General features: G+C 63.4%; 16 protein-coding genes and 1 tRNA gene. 1 reads left to right on the top strand and 16 read right to left on the bottom strand.

The window, feature by feature from the left end:
- Positions 1–14 precede the first annotated feature (14 nt).
- The 11 genes from U5768_RS26605 to U5768_RS26555 form a co-directional block, all read right to left on the bottom strand.
- Complete coding sequence (locus U5768_RS26605; RefSeq protein WP_322033354.1) at positions 15–1,268, bottom strand: NADH-quinone oxidoreductase subunit D; 1,254 nt, start codon at positions 1,266–1,268, stop codon at positions 15–17.
- Positions 1,269–1,277: 9 nt separating this feature from the next.
- The gene (locus U5768_RS26600; protein ID WP_322033353.1) at positions 1,278–1,883 is read right to left on the bottom strand and encodes an NADH-quinone oxidoreductase subunit C; all 606 of its coding nucleotides are present in this window, start codon (positions 1,881–1,883) and stop codon (positions 1,278–1,280) included.
- 22 nt (positions 1,884–1,905) lie between these two features.
- Positions 1,906–2,385, bottom strand: coding sequence for a NuoB/complex I 20 kDa subunit family protein (locus tag U5768_RS26595; RefSeq protein ID WP_027819582.1), 480 nt, complete (start codon positions 2,383–2,385; stop codon positions 1,906–1,908).
- 72 nt (positions 2,386–2,457) lie between these two features.
- Positions 2,458–2,817, bottom strand: coding sequence for an NADH-quinone oxidoreductase subunit A (locus U5768_RS26590; RefSeq protein ID WP_028205678.1), 360 nt, complete (start codon positions 2,815–2,817; stop codon positions 2,458–2,460).
- 164 nt (positions 2,818–2,981) lie between these two features.
- Positions 2,982–3,066, bottom strand: a tRNA-Leu gene (locus U5768_RS26585).
- A 110-nt stretch (positions 3,067–3,176) separates the two neighbouring features.
- The gene (gene secG / locus U5768_RS26580) at positions 3,177–3,590 is read right to left on the bottom strand and encodes a preprotein translocase subunit SecG (protein WP_322033352.1); all 414 of its coding nucleotides are present in this window, start codon (positions 3,588–3,590) and stop codon (positions 3,177–3,179) included.
- A 101-nt stretch (positions 3,591–3,691) separates the two neighbouring features.
- Positions 3,692–4,474 (bottom strand): triose-phosphate isomerase, encoded by a 783-nt coding sequence (tpiA, locus tag U5768_RS26575; RefSeq protein ID WP_322033351.1) that lies wholly within the window; start codon positions 4,472–4,474, stop codon positions 3,692–3,694.
- A 151-nt stretch (positions 4,475–4,625) separates the two neighbouring features.
- A complete protein-coding gene (locus U5768_RS26570) occupies positions 4,626–5,642 on the bottom strand; it encodes an NAD(P)H-quinone oxidoreductase (RefSeq protein WP_322033350.1) in 1,017 nt (338 codons plus the stop codon).
- 141 nt (positions 5,643–5,783) lie between these two features.
- Positions 5,784–7,928 (bottom strand): polyribonucleotide nucleotidyltransferase, encoded by a 2,145-nt coding sequence (pnp, locus tag U5768_RS26565; protein WP_322033349.1) that lies wholly within the window; start codon positions 7,926–7,928, stop codon positions 5,784–5,786.
- Positions 7,929–8,253: 325 nt separating this feature from the next.
- Complete coding sequence (gene rpsO, locus U5768_RS26560; protein ID WP_042271770.1) at positions 8,254–8,523, bottom strand: 30S ribosomal protein S15; 270 nt, start codon at positions 8,521–8,523, stop codon at positions 8,254–8,256.
- A gap of 154 nt (positions 8,524–8,677) precedes the next feature.
- Positions 8,678–9,928, bottom strand: a complete 1,251-nt coding sequence (locus tag U5768_RS26555) for a branched-chain amino acid ABC transporter substrate-binding protein (RefSeq protein ID WP_322033393.1) — start codon at positions 9,926–9,928, stop codon at positions 8,678–8,680.
- A gap of 248 nt (positions 9,929–10,176) precedes the next feature.
- Here U5768_RS26555 and U5768_RS26550 point away from each other — a divergent pair, with 248 nt between their 5' ends.
- Entirely contained in the window at positions 10,177–10,728 is a 552-nt protein-coding gene (locus tag U5768_RS26550) for a hypothetical protein (protein WP_322033348.1), read from the top strand.
- Between the two features lie 104 nt (positions 10,729–10,832).
- Here the strand turns inward: U5768_RS26550 and U5768_RS26545 are convergent, their stop codons facing one another.
- The 5 genes from U5768_RS26545 to ilvN form a co-directional block, all read right to left on the bottom strand.
- Entirely contained in the window at positions 10,833–12,386 is a 1,554-nt protein-coding gene (locus U5768_RS26545) for a 2-isopropylmalate synthase (RefSeq protein ID WP_322033347.1), read from the bottom strand.
- A gap of 313 nt (positions 12,387–12,699) precedes the next feature.
- Entirely contained in the window at positions 12,700–13,575 is an 876-nt protein-coding gene (gene pssA, locus U5768_RS26540) for a CDP-diacylglycerol--serine O-phosphatidyltransferase (RefSeq protein ID WP_322033346.1), read from the bottom strand.
- A 12-nt stretch (positions 13,576–13,587) separates the two neighbouring features.
- Entirely contained in the window at positions 13,588–14,241 is a 654-nt protein-coding gene (locus tag U5768_RS26535) for a phosphatidylserine decarboxylase (RefSeq protein WP_028205688.1), read from the bottom strand.
- A 148-nt stretch (positions 14,242–14,389) separates the two neighbouring features.
- Positions 14,390–15,406 (bottom strand): ketol-acid reductoisomerase, encoded by a 1,017-nt coding sequence (gene ilvC / locus U5768_RS26530; protein WP_322033345.1) that lies wholly within the window; start codon positions 15,404–15,406, stop codon positions 14,390–14,392.
- Positions 15,407–15,524: 118 nt separating this feature from the next.
- Positions 15,525–16,016, bottom strand: coding sequence for an acetolactate synthase small subunit (ilvN, locus tag U5768_RS26525; RefSeq protein WP_027795483.1), 492 nt, complete (start codon positions 16,014–16,016; stop codon positions 15,525–15,527).
- Between the last annotated feature and the right edge of the window lie 15 nt (positions 16,017–16,031).

The raw sequence follows: 16,031 nt of genomic DNA, 5'->3' as shown, positions 1-16,031 counted from the left end.
CTGGCGGTCGCGCTTCAACGGTCAATCTCACCGAACACGATGTCCTGCGTGCCGATGATCGTGACCGCGTCGGCAATCATGTGGCCGCGCGCCATTTCATCGAGCGCGGACAAGTGGGCATAACCCGGCGCACGGATCTTCAGACGATAAGGCTTGTTCGCGCCATCTGACACCAGGTAGATGCCGAATTCACCCTTCGGATGTTCGACGGCAGCGTATGCCTCGCCTTCGGGCACATGGAAGCCTTCCGTGAAGAGCTTGAAGTGGTGAATCAGCTCTTCCATGTTCGACTTCATGTTCACACGCGAGGGCGGCGCAACCTTGTGATTGTCGATCATCACAGGACCCGGATTCTTGCGCAGCCACTCAATGCACTGTTTCGCGATGCGGGTGGATTGACGCATTTCTTCGACACGCACGAGATAGCGGTCGTAGCAGTCGCCGTTCACGCCCACCGGAATGTCGAAGTCCATCTGGTCGTAGACTTCGTACGGCTGCTTCTTGCGCAGATCCCATTCGATGCCCGAACCGCGCAGCATCGCGCCCGTGAGACCGAGCTGCATGGCGCGCTCGGGGCTCACCACGCCGATGCCGACGAGACGCTGCTTCCAGATGCGGTTGTCGGTGAGGAGCGTTTCGTACTCGTCGACACAACCCGGGAAGCGCGTGAAGAAGTCGTCGATGAAGTCCAGCACCGAACCCTGGCGCGCCTCGTTCATGCGGGCGAGCGCCTTCTCGTTGTGGATCTTCGACGCCTTGTATTGCGGCATCGCGTCGGGCAGATCGCGGTACACGCCGCCCGGACGATAGTAAGCCGCGTGCATGCGCGCGCCCGACACCGCCTCGTAGACGTCCATCAGGTCTTCGCGCTCGCGGAACGCGTAGAGGAACACCGCCATCGCGCCGACGTCGAGCGCGTGCGAGCCGATCCACATGAGATGGTTCAGCACGCGCGTAACTTCGTCGAACAGCACGCGGATGTACTTCGCGCGGATCGGCACATCGATGCCGAGCAGCTTTTCGATGGCCATCACATAGCCATGCTCGTTGACCATCATCGACACGTAGTCGAGACGGTCCATGTACGGCACCGACTGGATGAACGTCTTGCTTTCGGCGAGCTTCTCGGTCGCGCGATGCAGCAGGCCGATATGCGGATCGGCGCGCTGGATCACTTCGCCGTCGAGTTCGAGCACGAGGCGCAGCACACCGTGCGCTGCCGGGTGCTGCGGGCCGAAGTTGAGCGTGTAGTTCTTGATCTCTGACATGCGACCCTCTTAGTGTTTCTTCAGACCGCCGTAGCGATCTTCGCGGATCACACGCGGCGTGATCTCGCGCGGCTCGATCGTGACGGGCTGATAGACCACGCGCTTCTGCTCCGGGTCGTAACGCATTTCGACATAGCCCGAAACCGGGAAGTCCTTGCGGAACGGGTGCCCGATGAAACCGTAGTCGGTCAGGATGCGGCGCAGGTCGGGGTGGCCTTCGAAGACGATGCCGAACAGGTCGAACGCCTCGCGCTCGTACCAGTTGGCCGAATTCCAGATCTCGACGAGCGACGGCACGATCGGCACTTCGTCGTCCGGCGCGAACACGCGCAAACGCACGCGCCAGTTGTTCGCGAGCGAGAGCAGATGCGACACGGCGGCGAAGCGCGGGCCTTCCCACGCGCCGTCACCGAAGGTCTGATAGTCGACGCCGCACAGGTCGATCAGTTGTTCGAAGCGCAGCGAGGGATTGTCGCGCAGCTCCCTGGCCACCGCGAGGGACTCGCCCGCCTTGACGACCAGCGTCAGCTCGCCGAGGGCCTCGGTGAGGCTGACGATGCGCGCGCCGAGGGCCGTTTCGAGGTTCGCTTTCAGGGTCTCGAGTTTGCTTGCCATATTGTGGGGAGGCACTCGGCCTTTATTGACGGGCGATGGTGCTGGTGCGGCGAATCTTCGCCTGCAACTGGATCACCCCGTAGACCAGGGCTTCCGCTGTCGGCGGGCATCCCGGCACATAGACGTCGACCGGCACGATGCGATCGCACCCGCGCACGACCGAATACGAATAGTGGTAGTAGCCGCCGCCGTTGGCGCACGACCCCATCGAAATGACCCAGCGCGGCTCGGCCATCTGGTCGTAGACCTTGCGCAGCGCAGGCGCCATCTTGTTGCAGAGCGTGCCGGCGACGATCATGACGTCCGACTGACGCGGGCTCGGACGGAACACCACGCCGAAACGGTCGAGGTCATAACGGGCCGCGCCCGCGTGCATCATCTCGACCGCGCAACACGCCAGACCGAACGTCATCGGCCACAGCGAGCCGGTGCGCGTCCAGTTGATCAGCTTGTCAGCCGTGGTGGTGACAAACCCTTCCTTCAAGACCCCTTCGATACTCATGTGCTTTCCACTCCAGACGGACAGCCCACAGTTTCCCCGCAGTGCCGCCCATGCTATCCGGCGATTAACCCATTATTCCCAGTCGAGACCACCCTTCTTCCAGATGTAGGCAAAGCCCAGCAGGAATTCGAGCAGAAACAGCATCATCGACAGGAAGCCGGGCCAGCCGATGTCGCGCAGGGCCACGCCCCACGGAAACAGGAACGCCGTTTCGAGGTCGAAGATGATGAAAAGGATGGCGACCAGGTAGTAGCGTACGTCGAACTTCATGCGCGCGTCTTCGAACGCTTCGAAGCCACACTCGTACGGCGAATTTTTTTCGCTGTCCGGCCGGTTGGGACCGAGGACCTTGCCGATTGTCACTAGCGCTATGCCCAGACCAACACCCACGAGGAGAAACAGAAGGACGGGGAAATAGGCAGCGAGGTTCAAGGCTATCCTCTATATCGGTTGGTTCTGAGGCTCCGCTGGAACTTGCATCGCTCCGCGGGAATCACTTCACGTACTTCGCGCTGCGAACAGAAGACGAACACGACGTAAGAAGCAAAAATGCCAGCCGAAGCTGAAGCAAGCGGCTGGCATTTTTTAGATAACATTGGTGCCGACGGCGAGACTCGAACTCGCACAGCTTTCGCCACTACCCCCTCAAGATAGCGTGTCTACCAATTTCACCACGTCGGCACTACATGCAATCCGGGACAACAAAATCTTGCAACCCGCGAATCGCTTCAAGACTTAAATTCTAACTTGTTTCCGTTCTTTGTTCAACGCACAAAACAAGTTTTTCAAATTTATTTCGGCACGTCGTTGCCCGGTTGCGAGGCTGCTGCAGCCGGCGAAGCCGCCGCCGGAGCAACCGCGCCAGGAGCCGCTGCAACCGGTGCCGAAGCACCCGGCGCCGAGGCCGGATTCACCTGCGCCGGGGCTGGAACCGAAGCGCCAAGCACGCCCGCCGAAGGCTTCGCATGATACGACCCCAGGTAAGTTAACGCAAGGGTCGATACGAAAAACACCGTTGCGAGAACTGCGGTAGTGCGCGAAAGAAAGTTCGCGGAGCCGCTCGCGCCGAACAGACTGCCCGACGCGCCGCTGCCGAATGCGGCGCCCATGTCCGCGCCTTTGCCGTGCTGCAGCAGAACGAGGCCAATCACCCCGAGCGCCGACAGAAGCTGAACGACGATAATCAACGTTTTCAAATACAGCATCACACTCACCTGAGTCCTGGTTGAACGCCCGCCCCTCCCGGAGCAAACGCATAAGCAGCCCGCACGACGCGCTTTATTTCGAACGCCTCGTGCGCAAGCCTTTAGCTCGCGACACTGGCGCCCGCCGTGGCGGCCGCGCAGATCGCAAGGAAATCACCCTCTTTCAGCGCCGCACCGCCGATCAGACCGCCATCGATGTCGGCCTGACGGAACAGTTCCGCCGCATTTTCCGGCTTCACGCTGCCGCCATAGAGCAGCGGCACGTCCGCCACCTGCGCGCCCTTGGCGGCAAGGCGTGAGCGCAGGAACGCGTGAACCTGCTGCGCCTGCTCCGAGGTCGCGCTCTTGCCCGTGCCGATCGCCCAGACCGGCTCGTAAGCAACGACAATACGCGCCGCCTCTTCAACCGGCAGCGCGGCCAGCACGGCGTCGAGCTGTGCGCCGACCACGCGCTCGGTCGCGCCCGATTCGCGTTCTTCGAGCGTTTCGCCCACGCAGACGATGGGCGTGAGGCCCGCCGCCAGCGCGCGCTGCGCCTTCACGGCGACGAGTTCGGAGCTTTCGCCATGGTAAGCGCGACGCTCCGAGTGACCAACGATCGCAAAAACGGATTCGAAGTCGGCGATCATGCCGGCCGCGACTTCGCCCGTATAGGCGCCCTGATCGTGCGCCGAGACGTCCTGCGCGCCCCACTGAACCCGGCTGCCGCCGAGCAGCGCCTGCGCCTGCGCGAGATACGGGAACGGCACGCACACACCAACACGCACGTCCGGGGAGAGGGCCTGCGCGCCGCGCGCCATGCCTTCCAGCAGTGCCGCATTGGTCGCGAGGCGGCCATGCATCTTCCAGTTACCGACTACGAGCTTCGATCGTTGTTTCGTCATTGTTCCGGTTGCTGTTAAAAGCGGACGCAAAACACATAATTTTACTGCGTGAAATCCAGGTGGGTCAAACCAACCCGTTCGCGATGCGCCAAAACACGCGAAAAAATCCAGAAAAATCAAGCGCGAGCCGGTGGCCCGCGCCGATATGGCGTCAGGCCGCGCTATTCCAGTCGAGCACGATCTTGCCGACATGCTCGCTGCTTTCCATCAGCGCGTGAGCCTCAGCGGCCTGCGCAGCGGGAAATACGCGGAACACAACGGGTTTGATGCGGCCCTCTTCGATCAGGGGCCAGACCTTATCCTTAAGTTCCTGCGCGATCCGCGCCTTGAACTCGACCGAGCGGGCGCGCAGCGTTGAGCCGGTCACCGTGAGGCGGCGGCGCAGGATCTCGCCCATGTTGAGTTCGGCTTTCGAGCCGCCGAGCGTCGCGATGATCACGATGCGGCCGCCCGTTGCGAGCGCCGAAAGCTCGCGCGCCACATAGCCGCCGGCCACCATGTCGAGAATCACGTCCACGCCGCGATCGTTCGTGAGCGCCTTCACGACCTCCACGAAGTCGCTGGTGCGGTAGTTGATGGCGCGGTCAGCACCCAAGGCCTCGCAGGCGCGGCACTTGTCGTCGGAGCCCGCGGTCGCGAACACGCGAAAACCAAGCGCATGCGCGATCTGGATCGCCGTCACGCCAATACCGCTCGAACCGCCCTGCACGAGCAGCGTCTCGTTTTCGCCGCCTTCGCCCTGGCCGAGGTACGCGCGCTGAAACACGTTGCTCCAGACAGTGAAGAACGTTTCGGGCAGCGAGGCGGCCTCGATATCCGTGAGGCCCTTCGGCACCGGCAGGCATTGGCCGAGCGGCGCGACCGCATATTCGGCGTACCCGCCGCCCGCGATCAGCGCGCACACCCGGTCGCCAATCTTCAGGCCGAACGGATTGTTCTTCTCGTCGATCGCGCCGCCGACGATCTCGCCTGCCACCTCCAGACCCGGCAGATCGGAAATGCCCGGCGGGGGCGCATACGAGCCCTTGCGCTGGAACACGTCGGGACGATTCACACCCGAGGCGCTGACCTTGATCAGCACTTCGCCGGCCTTCGGCTCGGGGGTTGGCCGTTCGGCCAGCTTGAGCACGTCCGGCGCACCGAATTCCGTAATCTCGACTGCCTTCATCTTGCATCTCCCTGAAGCTTCAAGCGCTGGTCTGGATGGCATTGCGTCCGCCGCGCAGGCGCAATGCCTTCCCTGCCTCACATTCTGATAAAAAAACGGCCGGCGCGCGTGACACGCTGCCGGCCGTTCGAGCTTACCGCTTTACTGCTGCGGTTCGCCTTGCGGTGCGCCGCCGGTCTGCTCGTTGAGCAGCGCCTTGGCCGACAGGCGCACGCGACCCTTCTCGTCCGTCTGGATGACCTTGACCTTCACGATCTGGCCTTCCTTCAGATAGTCGTTGATGTCCTTGATACGCTCGTTGGCGATTTCGGAGATGTGCAGCAGACCATCCTTGCCCGGCAGCAGGTTCACGATCGCGCCGAAGTCCAGCAGCTTGAGGACCGCGCCTTCGTACACCTGACCGACTTCGATTTCGGCCGTGATGTTCTCGATGCGCTTCTTCGCTTCGGCCATGCCTTCGCTCGACGTCGAAGCGATGGTCACGACGCCGTCGTCCGAAATGTCGATGGTCGTGCCGGTTTCTTCCGTCAGCGCGCGGATCACCGAACCGCCCTTGCCGATCACGTCGCGGATCTTTTCCGGGTTGATCTTGATGGTGATCATGCGCGGCGCGTACGCCGACAGTTCCGTGTTCACGCCCGCAACCGCCGAGGTCATCTTGCCGAGGATGTGCATACGGCCTTCCTTCGCTTGCGCGAGCGCGACCTGCATGATTTCCTTGGTGATGCCCTGGATCTTGATGTCCATCTGCAGCGCGGTCACGCCAGCTTCCGTACCCGCGACCTTGAAGTCCATGTCGCCGAGGTGATCTTCGTCGCCGAGGATGTCGGTCAGCACGGCGAACTTGTTGCCTTCGAGGATCAGGCCCATCGCGATGCCCGCGACGTGCGCCTTCATCGGCACGCCGGCGTCCATCAGCGCGAGGCAGCCGCCGCACACCGAAGCCATCGACGACGAACCGTTCGATTCGGTGATTTCCGAAACCACGCGGATCGAGTAGCCGAACTCTTCGGCGCTCGGCAGACACGCGACGAGCGCGCGCTTGGCGAGACGGCCGTGGCCGATTTCGCGACGCTTGGGCGAGCCCACGCGACCCGTTTCGCCGGTCGCGAACGGAGGCATGTTGTAGTGGAGCATGAAGCGGTCGCGGTACTCGCCTTCGAGCGCGTCGATGATCTGCTCATCGCCCTTCGTGCCGAGCGTGGCCACCACCAGCGCCTGCGTTTCGCCGCGCGTGAAGAGCGCCGAACCGTGGGTGCGCGGCAGGACGCCCGTGCGGATTTCGATCGGACGAACCGTACGCGTGTCGCGACCGTCGATACGCGGCTCGCCGTTCAGGATCTGCGAGCGGACGATCTTCGCTTCGAGGTCGAACACGATGTTGCCGACCGTGGCCTTGTCGGCCGCCGTCGTGCCGGCCGCAGCCGCTTCTTCTTCGAGCTTCGCCGACGTCGCTGCGTAGACTTCCTTCAGCTTGGCCGAACGCTGTTGCTTGTCGCGCAACTGGTACGCGGCGAGCAGGTTCTCGTTGGCGATGGCCGTGACGCGCGCGATGAGCGCTTCGTCCTTCGGCGCCGGCGTCCAGTCCCACTCGGGCTTGCCGCCGTCGCGCACGAGTTCGTGGATCGCGTCGATAGCCGTTTGCATTTGCTCGTGGCCGAACACGACCGCGCCGAGCATCACGTCTTCCGGCAACTGGTCGGCTTCCGATTCCACCATCAGCACGGCGCGCTCGGTACCGGCCACGACGAGGTCGAGGCGCGATTCCTTGATCTGCGCGCGCGTCGGGTTCAGCACGTACTCGTTATTGATGTAGGCCACGCGTGCGGCGCCCACCGGACCGTTGAACGGCAGACCCGAGATCGCCAGCGCAGCCGACGCGCCGATCAGCGCGGGAATGTCAGCCGGCACTTCCGGGTTGATCGACAGGACGTGGATCACGACCTGGACTTCGTTGTAATAGCCTTCCGGGAAGAGCGGGCGCAGCGGACGGTCGATCAGGCGCGAGATCAGCGTTTCGCCTTCCGACGGACGGCCTTCGCGGCGGAAGAAGCCGCCTGGGATCTTGCCGGCCGAATAGGTCTTTTCGATGTAGTCGACGGTGAGCGGGAAGAAGTCCTGACCCGGCTTGGCGGTCTTTGCGCCGACGACGGTCGCGAGCACGACGGTATCTTCGACGTCGACAATGACGGCGCCGCTTGCCTGACGAGCGATTTCGCCCGTTTCGAGGCGAACGTTATGCTGGCCCCATTTGAATTCTTTCACGACTTTATTGAACATGGTCATGGTCACTCACTCCTTACTCATTTGTTATCGCCGCCCGCACACGCGGACGACGCGGCAAGACAGGCTCCGGCACCGCGCAGGAAGAGGAGTGTTATGCCATTCCAGCGGATCGCGACGTTGCGACACAGCGGCGCACGATCTGCTGGAATGACACAAAGCTCTGCCCCACGGCCCGGCCCTGCTGCTTGCACTGCTGGTGCTACATGGTGATGCCTTTGTTTTGAACGACTTTTGGCCCGTAAAAACGGAATGAAGCGCGCCGTTCAAAAACAAAATGCCTGCATCAGCGGAACTGACACAGGCATCTTTGCGGAAGACCTTCCGATTACTTACGCAGACCCAGCTTTTCGATCAGCGCGCGGTAACGGTCGGCGTCCTTGCCCTTCAGGTAGTCGAGCAGCTTGCGGCGGCGGCTCACCATGCGCAGCAGACCGCGGCGGCTGTGGTGATCCTTCGCGTGCGACTTGAAGTGCGAGGTCAGTTCGTTGATACGCGACGTCAGGAGTGCAACCTGAACTTCGGGCGAACCCGTGTCGTTGGTGCCGCGCGCGAATTGCGCGACGACGTCGGACTTCTTGATATCTGCTACGGACATTTTGCTTTTCCTTTAAAACAAACGAGCGGTCACGGAAGAAAGGCCGTGCCGTGGCTTGGTTCTCACTACATGAGTGTCTTGCCGCAGGTTCGCGACAAGGCGCGTATTGTAGCACAGCCCCGATTTGCCGCGAACCCGCCTGAAAGGAACACCGTCAAGGCCGTTTCATCTGACAGACGGTCACAGGCGCGGTGCGCTCCGCGGGCAGCGTCAGCACGGTGCGAAAGCCGTAGCCCGAACCCTCGTTGTCGTAGCGCACGCCGGGCGTCCCCTGCTTGTCCATCTCCATGACGTAAAGGGGCTGGATCACCTGATGGTCGTCGGCGCGCATCCCCATGGGGTGGAAACCCGCTTCGCCGCCTTTGAAGTGCATGCCCTCCAGCGCCTTCGCGACCGCCTCGGGGTCGGCCGTGCCGGCCTTCGTCATGGCCTGCGCGAGCATCTCCACCATCATCGACATGCGCAGCACCGGGTAGTCATCCCTGGCCGCCGGGTAACGCGCGCGAAACGCCTGGTACCACGCGTCCGAGGCCGCGCCGCCCACGTTCGGATGCCAGTCGGCCACGGCGATCACGCGCTTCACGCCCGCGTCGCCCAGCGCCGCCGGCGCGCCCAGGCTGTTGCCGTAGAACGTGTAGAACTTCGCGTCGAGCCCCTGCTCTCGCGCAGCCTTCACAAGCAGCGTGAGGTCGTTGCCCCAGTTTCCGGTGATGACGGCGTCCGCGCCAGCGGCGCGAATCTTGGCGATGTACGGCGCGAAGTCCTTCACGCGGCCGATGGGGTGGAATTCGTCGCCGACGATGGCGATGTCGGGGCGGTCCTTCGCGAGCGCCGCGCGCGCGAGCGTGCTCACATCGTGGCCGAAGCTGTAGTCCTGGTTGAGCAGATACACCTTCTTCACCGACTTGTCCGCGGCGATCACGTCCGCGAGCGCGTCCATGCGCATGCCCGCGTGCGCGTCGAAGCGGAAGTGCCAGAAGCTGCAGTTCGCGTTCGTGAGCGCGGGATCGTCGGCGGAATAGTTGAGGAAGATCTGGCGGTTCTCCGGGTCCCGCTCGTTCTGGCGAACGATCGCCGTCACGAGCGCCGCCGCCACCGCCGAGCTATTGCCCTGCATGACAAAGCCGATGCGGCGGTCCTGCGCCATGCGCAACTGCACGAGCGCCGCCTCGGGGCTGCCCTTGCTGTCGAGCGTGACCAGTTCAAGCGGATGCCGTCCGTCACGCAGCACGACGCCGCCGCTCGCGTTGACCCGCTCCACGCCGAAGCGCAGATTGCGCTCGACGGCGGCGCCCGCGTCCGCGAACGGACCGGACATGCCTTCGATGAGCGCGAGCTGGATCGGCTTGCCGGTGACCGTCTCGTCCGCATGGGCCCCGGTTGCTGCCGCGAGCCCCGCCGCCATGGCCGCCAGGGCGAACATGGCCGCTGCCACGCGCGTCACGCGTGCCGTTATGCGCTTCTCTCTCATTGTCGATGCCAGCAGGATATTCATTCGAAGCGCGGATCATAGGCCGCGAGACGGTGCGACGGCAAGGCCGCGATCGACCGCGGGACCGGGCAGGCCCGGCCCGCGAGCGCGGCGCGCCGTGTCAAAATAAGGGTTCCACATTCACGGCGGTCATTGGAACCTTGCCATCGGGGGACATCATCATGCTCACGCGTCTATCCACCTCCCTCGCAACGCCCGTGCGCCTCGCCTCGCGCCGCTTGCGCCTCGGCCTCCTCGCGGGCGTGGGCGCCCTCGCGCTCGCCGGCTGCGCGCAGCCGTGGCAGCAATTCCACGCAGGCGACGACGCGCAATCGGTCGTTGCCCGCTTCGGGCCGCCGGCCGAAACCTACGATCTGCCCGACGGCGGCAAGCGACTGATGTGGCCCACCCAGCCGATGGGCGAAACCACCACGGCCGCCGACATCGACGCCAGCGGCCGGGTCGTGAACGTGCGCCAGGTGCTGCAGCCCAACGAGTTCTACCGCGCGGAAATAGGCAAATGGACGCGCAGCGACGTGCTCGTGAACTTCGGCCGCCCGGTCGAAACCGCCTACTTCCCGCTGATGAGGAAGGAAGCGTGGACCTACCGTTACCTCGAAGACAACGTCTGGTACATGCTCTACAGCTTCTACTTCGACGACCAGGGCATTCTGCGGCTCACGCAGAAGACGCCCGATCCGCTGCACGATCCGGATCGGCGCAGCCTGTTCTAACCGCGCCGCAGAAAAACAAACCCCCGCGCTCTTGCGAGCCCGGGGGTTTTTCATTGCGTCGTCGGCGTAACGACGTGATGCGACGCGAGTCGCCTCGCCTCGAATTACATCGCTTCAGAGCGCTGCGGATTCACCTTGTCGCCCGAGTAGAGCTTGTTGAGCGCCGAGATATACGCCTTCGCCGAAGCCGCGACGATATCCGGATCGGTGCCCACGCCATTGACGATGCGGCCGGCCTTCGAAAGGCGCACCGTCACTTCGCCCTGCGCCTGCGTGCCCGTCGTGATCGCGTTCACCGAGTACAGCAGCAATTCCGAGCCGCTGCCCACTTCGGTTTCGATGGCATTGAGGGTGGCGTCCACCGGGCCGTTGCCCGCGGCTTCGCCCGTCACTTCCTTCCCGTCTGCCGAGAACACCACACGTGCGTGCGGACGCTCACCCGTTTCCGAGTGCTGCGCAAGCGAGACGAACTTGAAGTGCTCCTGATCCTGCGCCTGCGCCGACTCTTCCGTGACGATCGCGATGATGTCTTCGTCGAAGATTTCGGCCTTGCGGTCGGCCAGTTCCTTGAAGCGCGCGAACGCGTTGTTGATTTCGCCTTCGCTGTCGAGCGTGATGCCCAGTTCCTGCAAGCGCTGCTTGAACGCGTTGCGGCCCGAGAGCTTGCCGAGCACGATCTTGTTCGCGCTCCAGCCCACGTCTTCCGCGCGCATGATTTCGTAGGTGTCGCGCGCCTTGAGCACGCCGTCCTGGTGGATGCCCGAGGCGTGCGCAAACGCGTTCGCGCCCACCACGGCCTTGTTCGGCTGCACGACGAAACCGGTGATCTGCGAAACGAGCTTCGACGCCGGCACGATCTGCGTGGTGTCGATGCCGAGATCGAGGCCGAAGTAGTCCTTGCGCGTCTTCACGGCCATCACGATTTCTTCGAGCGACGTGTTGCCCGCGCGCTCGCCGAGACCGTTGATCGTGCACTCCACCTGGCGCGCGCCGCCGATCTGCACACCGGCCAGCGAATTCGCCACGGCCATGCCGAGGTCGTTGTGGCAGTGCACCGAGAACACGGCCTTGTCCGAGTTCGGAATGCGCTCGCGCAGCGTCTTCACGAGGTTGCCGTACAGCTCGGGAACGCCGTAGCCGACCGTATCGGCGATGTTGATGGTGGTCGCGCCTTCGTTGATCACGGCTTCGAGCACGCGGCACAGGAAGTCCATGTCCGAGCGGCTGCCGTCTTCGGGCGAAAACTCCACGTCGTTCGTGAACTTGCGCGCGAAACGCACCGCGAGCTTTGCCTGCTCGAGCACCTGCTCGGGCGACATGCGCAGCTTCTTCTCCATGTGCAGCGCCGAGGTGGCGATGAACGTGTGGATGCGGAAGTGGTCGGCGGGCTTGAGTGCGTCGGCGGCGCGCTGGATGTCCTTGTCGTTCGCGCGGGCGAGCGAGCAGATCGTGCTGTCCTTGATCATGCCGGCGATCGTGTGGATCGCGTCGAAATCGCCGTTCGAGCTGGCCGCGAAGCCCGCTTCGATCACGTCGACCTTCATGCGTTCAAGTTGCTTCGCGATGCGGATTTTCTCTTCCTTCGTCATCGACGCACCGGGCGATTGTTCGCCGTCACGCAACGTCGTATCGAAGATGATGAGTTTTTCTGCTGCCATTTCGGGTCTCCAGGGGGACTTGTTCAGTGTCTAAAACGGATTTCGGGTGTTCGCGCCACCGATGGCGACGCTGACAATGAACGAGGCTTACGGAGGGCGAGCGAGATCAGCGTGGCAGGCGCGCTAGCGCTAGCGTGCGTAGGGGCGCGCCGGCTTGAAGGGAGAAGAAGGGGAACTGGATGGTGTCCATCCCGCCGACTATAGACGGAATCCGCCGATAGCGCAATGGGAAGCGAGCAGCGCCGGCGTCCGCAAAAAGAAAAAGGGCCGTGCTCACGCACAGCCCTCCTTCGGTCACTCCCGCATCCGCGCCCTACCGCTCGCGCGGCGACGAACGCGCCGGGTTCGAGCGCCCGCGCAGCCCCTGGTAGGCCCAGAAAACATAGCCCGAGAGGCCATACAGCACGAACAGGCCGAACAGCATCAACGGCGGGTCGGACGACACCAGCACGAACGCCACCACCACGAGCAGCGTGGCCGCGAACGGCACGCGATGGCGCACGTCCAGCGCCTTGCCGCTATAGAACGGCGCGTTGGACACCATCGTCACGCCCGCGTAGATCGTCAGCACGAAGGCCACCCAAGGCAGCCACGCGAGTTTCACGGGCACGCGGTTGTCGGTGGCGAGCCAGACGAAGCCTGCGATGAGCGCGGCGGCGGCCGGACTCGGCAGGCCCTGGAAGAAGCGCTTGTCCACCACGCCGATGTTCGTATTGAAGCGCGCAAGCCGCAGCGCCGCGCCCGAACAGTAGACGAAAGCCGCGAGCCAGCCCCAGCGCCCGAGATCCTTGAGCACCCACTCGTACATCACGAGCGCGGGCGCGACGCCGAACGACACCATGTCCGAGAGGCTGTCGAACTGCTCGCCGAACGCGCTCTGGGAGTGCGTCATGCGCGCGACGCGCCCGTCCATGCCGTCGAGCACCATCGCCACGAAAATGGCGATGGCCGCCACCTCGAAGCGCACGTTCATGGCCTGCACGACCGCGAAGAAGCCGCAGAAGAGCGCCGCCGTGGTGAACGCGTTGGGCAGCAGGTAAATGCCTCGTTTCTTCAGGAATTCCTGGCGCGCCGCGCGCCGGTTCGCGGCGACGCCCATGGGTTCCTGCACGGCCTTGTTGCGCCGGAACGGCCGCGGCAGCGGCGCGCCAGCGGGGTTACGGGGTCGACGCTGTTTGAATCCGGCCATCGCGGCCCTCCTTTATGCCGATTGGGTCGGCAGTTCGGCAAGGATCGTCGACGAGGCGGACACCTTCTCGCCAATCGACACGCGCGGGCGGCTGCCCACGGGCAGGTAGACATCGACGCGCGAGCCGAAGCGGATGAAACCATACCGCTGGCCGCGCGAAAGCGGCTCGCCGGCGCGCACGTAGCAAAGAATGCGGCGCGCGATGAGGCCCGCGATCTGCACCGAAGTCACGGTCGTGCCGTCGGCCATCGTCAGGACCACGGCGTTGCGCTCGTTCTCGGTGGAAGCCTTGTCGATGGCGGCGTTCAGGTACGCGCCCGGGAAATACTCGACCTTGGCGACGGCGCCATCCACGGGCGAGCGCTGCGAGTGCACGTTGAACACGTTCATGAACACGCTGATCTTGAGCGCTTCACGGTTTGCATACGGATCGTGCGCCGTTTCCACGGCGACAATGCGGCCGTCCGCCGGGCACAGCACCGCGTTGGCCTGGCTCGGGATCGGGCGCGGCGGATCGCGGAAGAACTGAACGACGAAGATCAGGATCAGCCAGAAGGGCCATGCGAGTCCGAAGCCTGCGACCGCATGGATCAAGAGCGCCACGACGGCCGCAATGGCGATGAACGGCCAGCCTTCGCGCGCGATGATCGGATGAGGGTAATTCATGGTGGCTTCGCTGTTATTTTAAAAACCGTAGGATAGCAAAAGCCGCCCAGGGTTCATCCCACCTGGGCGGCTTTTTCGGGTCTGACTCAGATCAAACTGATATGCGCCCGCACAAAACCGCACGCGCAGTCAGCCTTACACCGTCAGATTAGTTCTTCGACTGGTCGACGAGCTTGTTCGCGGCGATCCACGGCATCATCGCGCGCAGCTTCGCACCGACCACTTCGATCTGGTGCTCGGAACCGAGGCGGCGGCGCGATTGCAGCGTCGGTGCGCCGGCCTTGTTTTCCAGGATGAAGCTCTTCGCGTATTCGCCGGTCTGGATGTCCTTCAGGACTTCCTTCATGACCTTCTTCGTTTCGGCCGTGATGACGCGCGGACCCGTCACGTACTCGCCGTACTCGGCGTTGTTCGAGATCGAGTAGTTCATGTTGGCGATGCCGCCTTCGTAGATCAGGTCGACGATCAGCTTCAGTTCGTGCAGGCACTCGAAGTACGCCATTTCCGGCGCGTAGCCCGCTTCGACCAGCGTTTCGAAGCCAGCCTTGATCAGGTCGACCGTACCGCCGCACAGCACGGCTTGCTCGCCGAACAGGTCGGTTTCGGTTTCTTCGCGGAAGTTCGTTTCGATGATGCCGGCACGGCCGCCGCCGTTCGCCGCTGCGTACGACAGGGCGATGTCACGCGCCGAACCCGACTTGTCCTGGTGCACAGCGATCAGGTGGGGCACGCCGCCGCCTTGCGAGTACGTGCCGCGAACCGTGTGGCCCGGCGCCTTCGGGGCGATCATGATGACGTCCAGATCCGCGCGCGGGATCACCTGGCCGTAGTGCACGTTGAAGCCGTGCGCGAATGCGAGCGCTGCGCCGTTCTTGATGTTCGCGTGGACTTCCTTCGCGTAGACATCGGCGATCTGCTCGTCGGGCAGCAGCATCATGACGACGTCGGCGTTCTTCACTGCTTCGGCCACTTCCTTGACCTGCAGGCCGGCGTTCTCAGCCTTGCTCCACGATGCGCCGTTCTTGCGCAGACCGACCGTGACGTTCACGCCGCTGTCCTTCAGGTTCAGCGCGTGTGCGTGGCCTTGCGAGCCGTAACCGATGATCGTGACCTGCTTGCCCTTGATGAGGGAGAGATCGGCGTCCTTGTCGTAGAAAACTTTCATGTTGGTTCCTTGGCGAGAGTCTGGTGAATTTCGGTACTGCTATTAGCTTGTGCTGCACCGGATGCGGTTGAAAAAACGCATCCGGTCAAGTTCCGGTGCAAGATCGACTGTGGTCGGGTCACACCTTCAGAATGCGCTCTCCGCGCCCGATGCCCGAGCCGCCCGTACGGACGGTTTCGAGAATCGCGGTCGCATCGATCGCTTCGATGAACGCGTCGAGCTTGTCGCTCGCGCCCGTCAGTTCGATCGTGTAGGTCTTTTCGGTGACGTCGATGATGCGGCCGCGGAAAATATCCGCCATCCGCTTCATCTCCTCACGTTCCTTGCCGACCGCCCTTACCTTGATCAGCATCAGCTCGCGCTCGATGTGGGCGCCCTCGGTAAGGTCGACCACTTTCACCACCTCGATCAGGCGGTTCAGATGCTTCGTGATCTGTTCGATCACGTCGTCCGAGCCAATGGAAACGATGGTCATGCGCGACAGCGAACGGTCTTCGGTCGGCGCCACCGTCAAGGTTTCAATGTTGTAGCCGCGTGCGGAGAAGAGGCCGACCACGCGCGAAAGCGCGCCCGGCTCGTTTTCCAGCAGAACGGAAATGATGTGTCTCATGATGTGATCCGCGAT

Source organism: Paraburkholderia sp. J76 (assembly GCF_905220295.1).
Taxonomy (GTDB): Bacteria; Pseudomonadota; Gammaproteobacteria; order Burkholderiales; family Burkholderiaceae; genus Paraburkholderia.
This window is presented reverse-complemented; position numbering and strand designations above follow the sequence as displayed.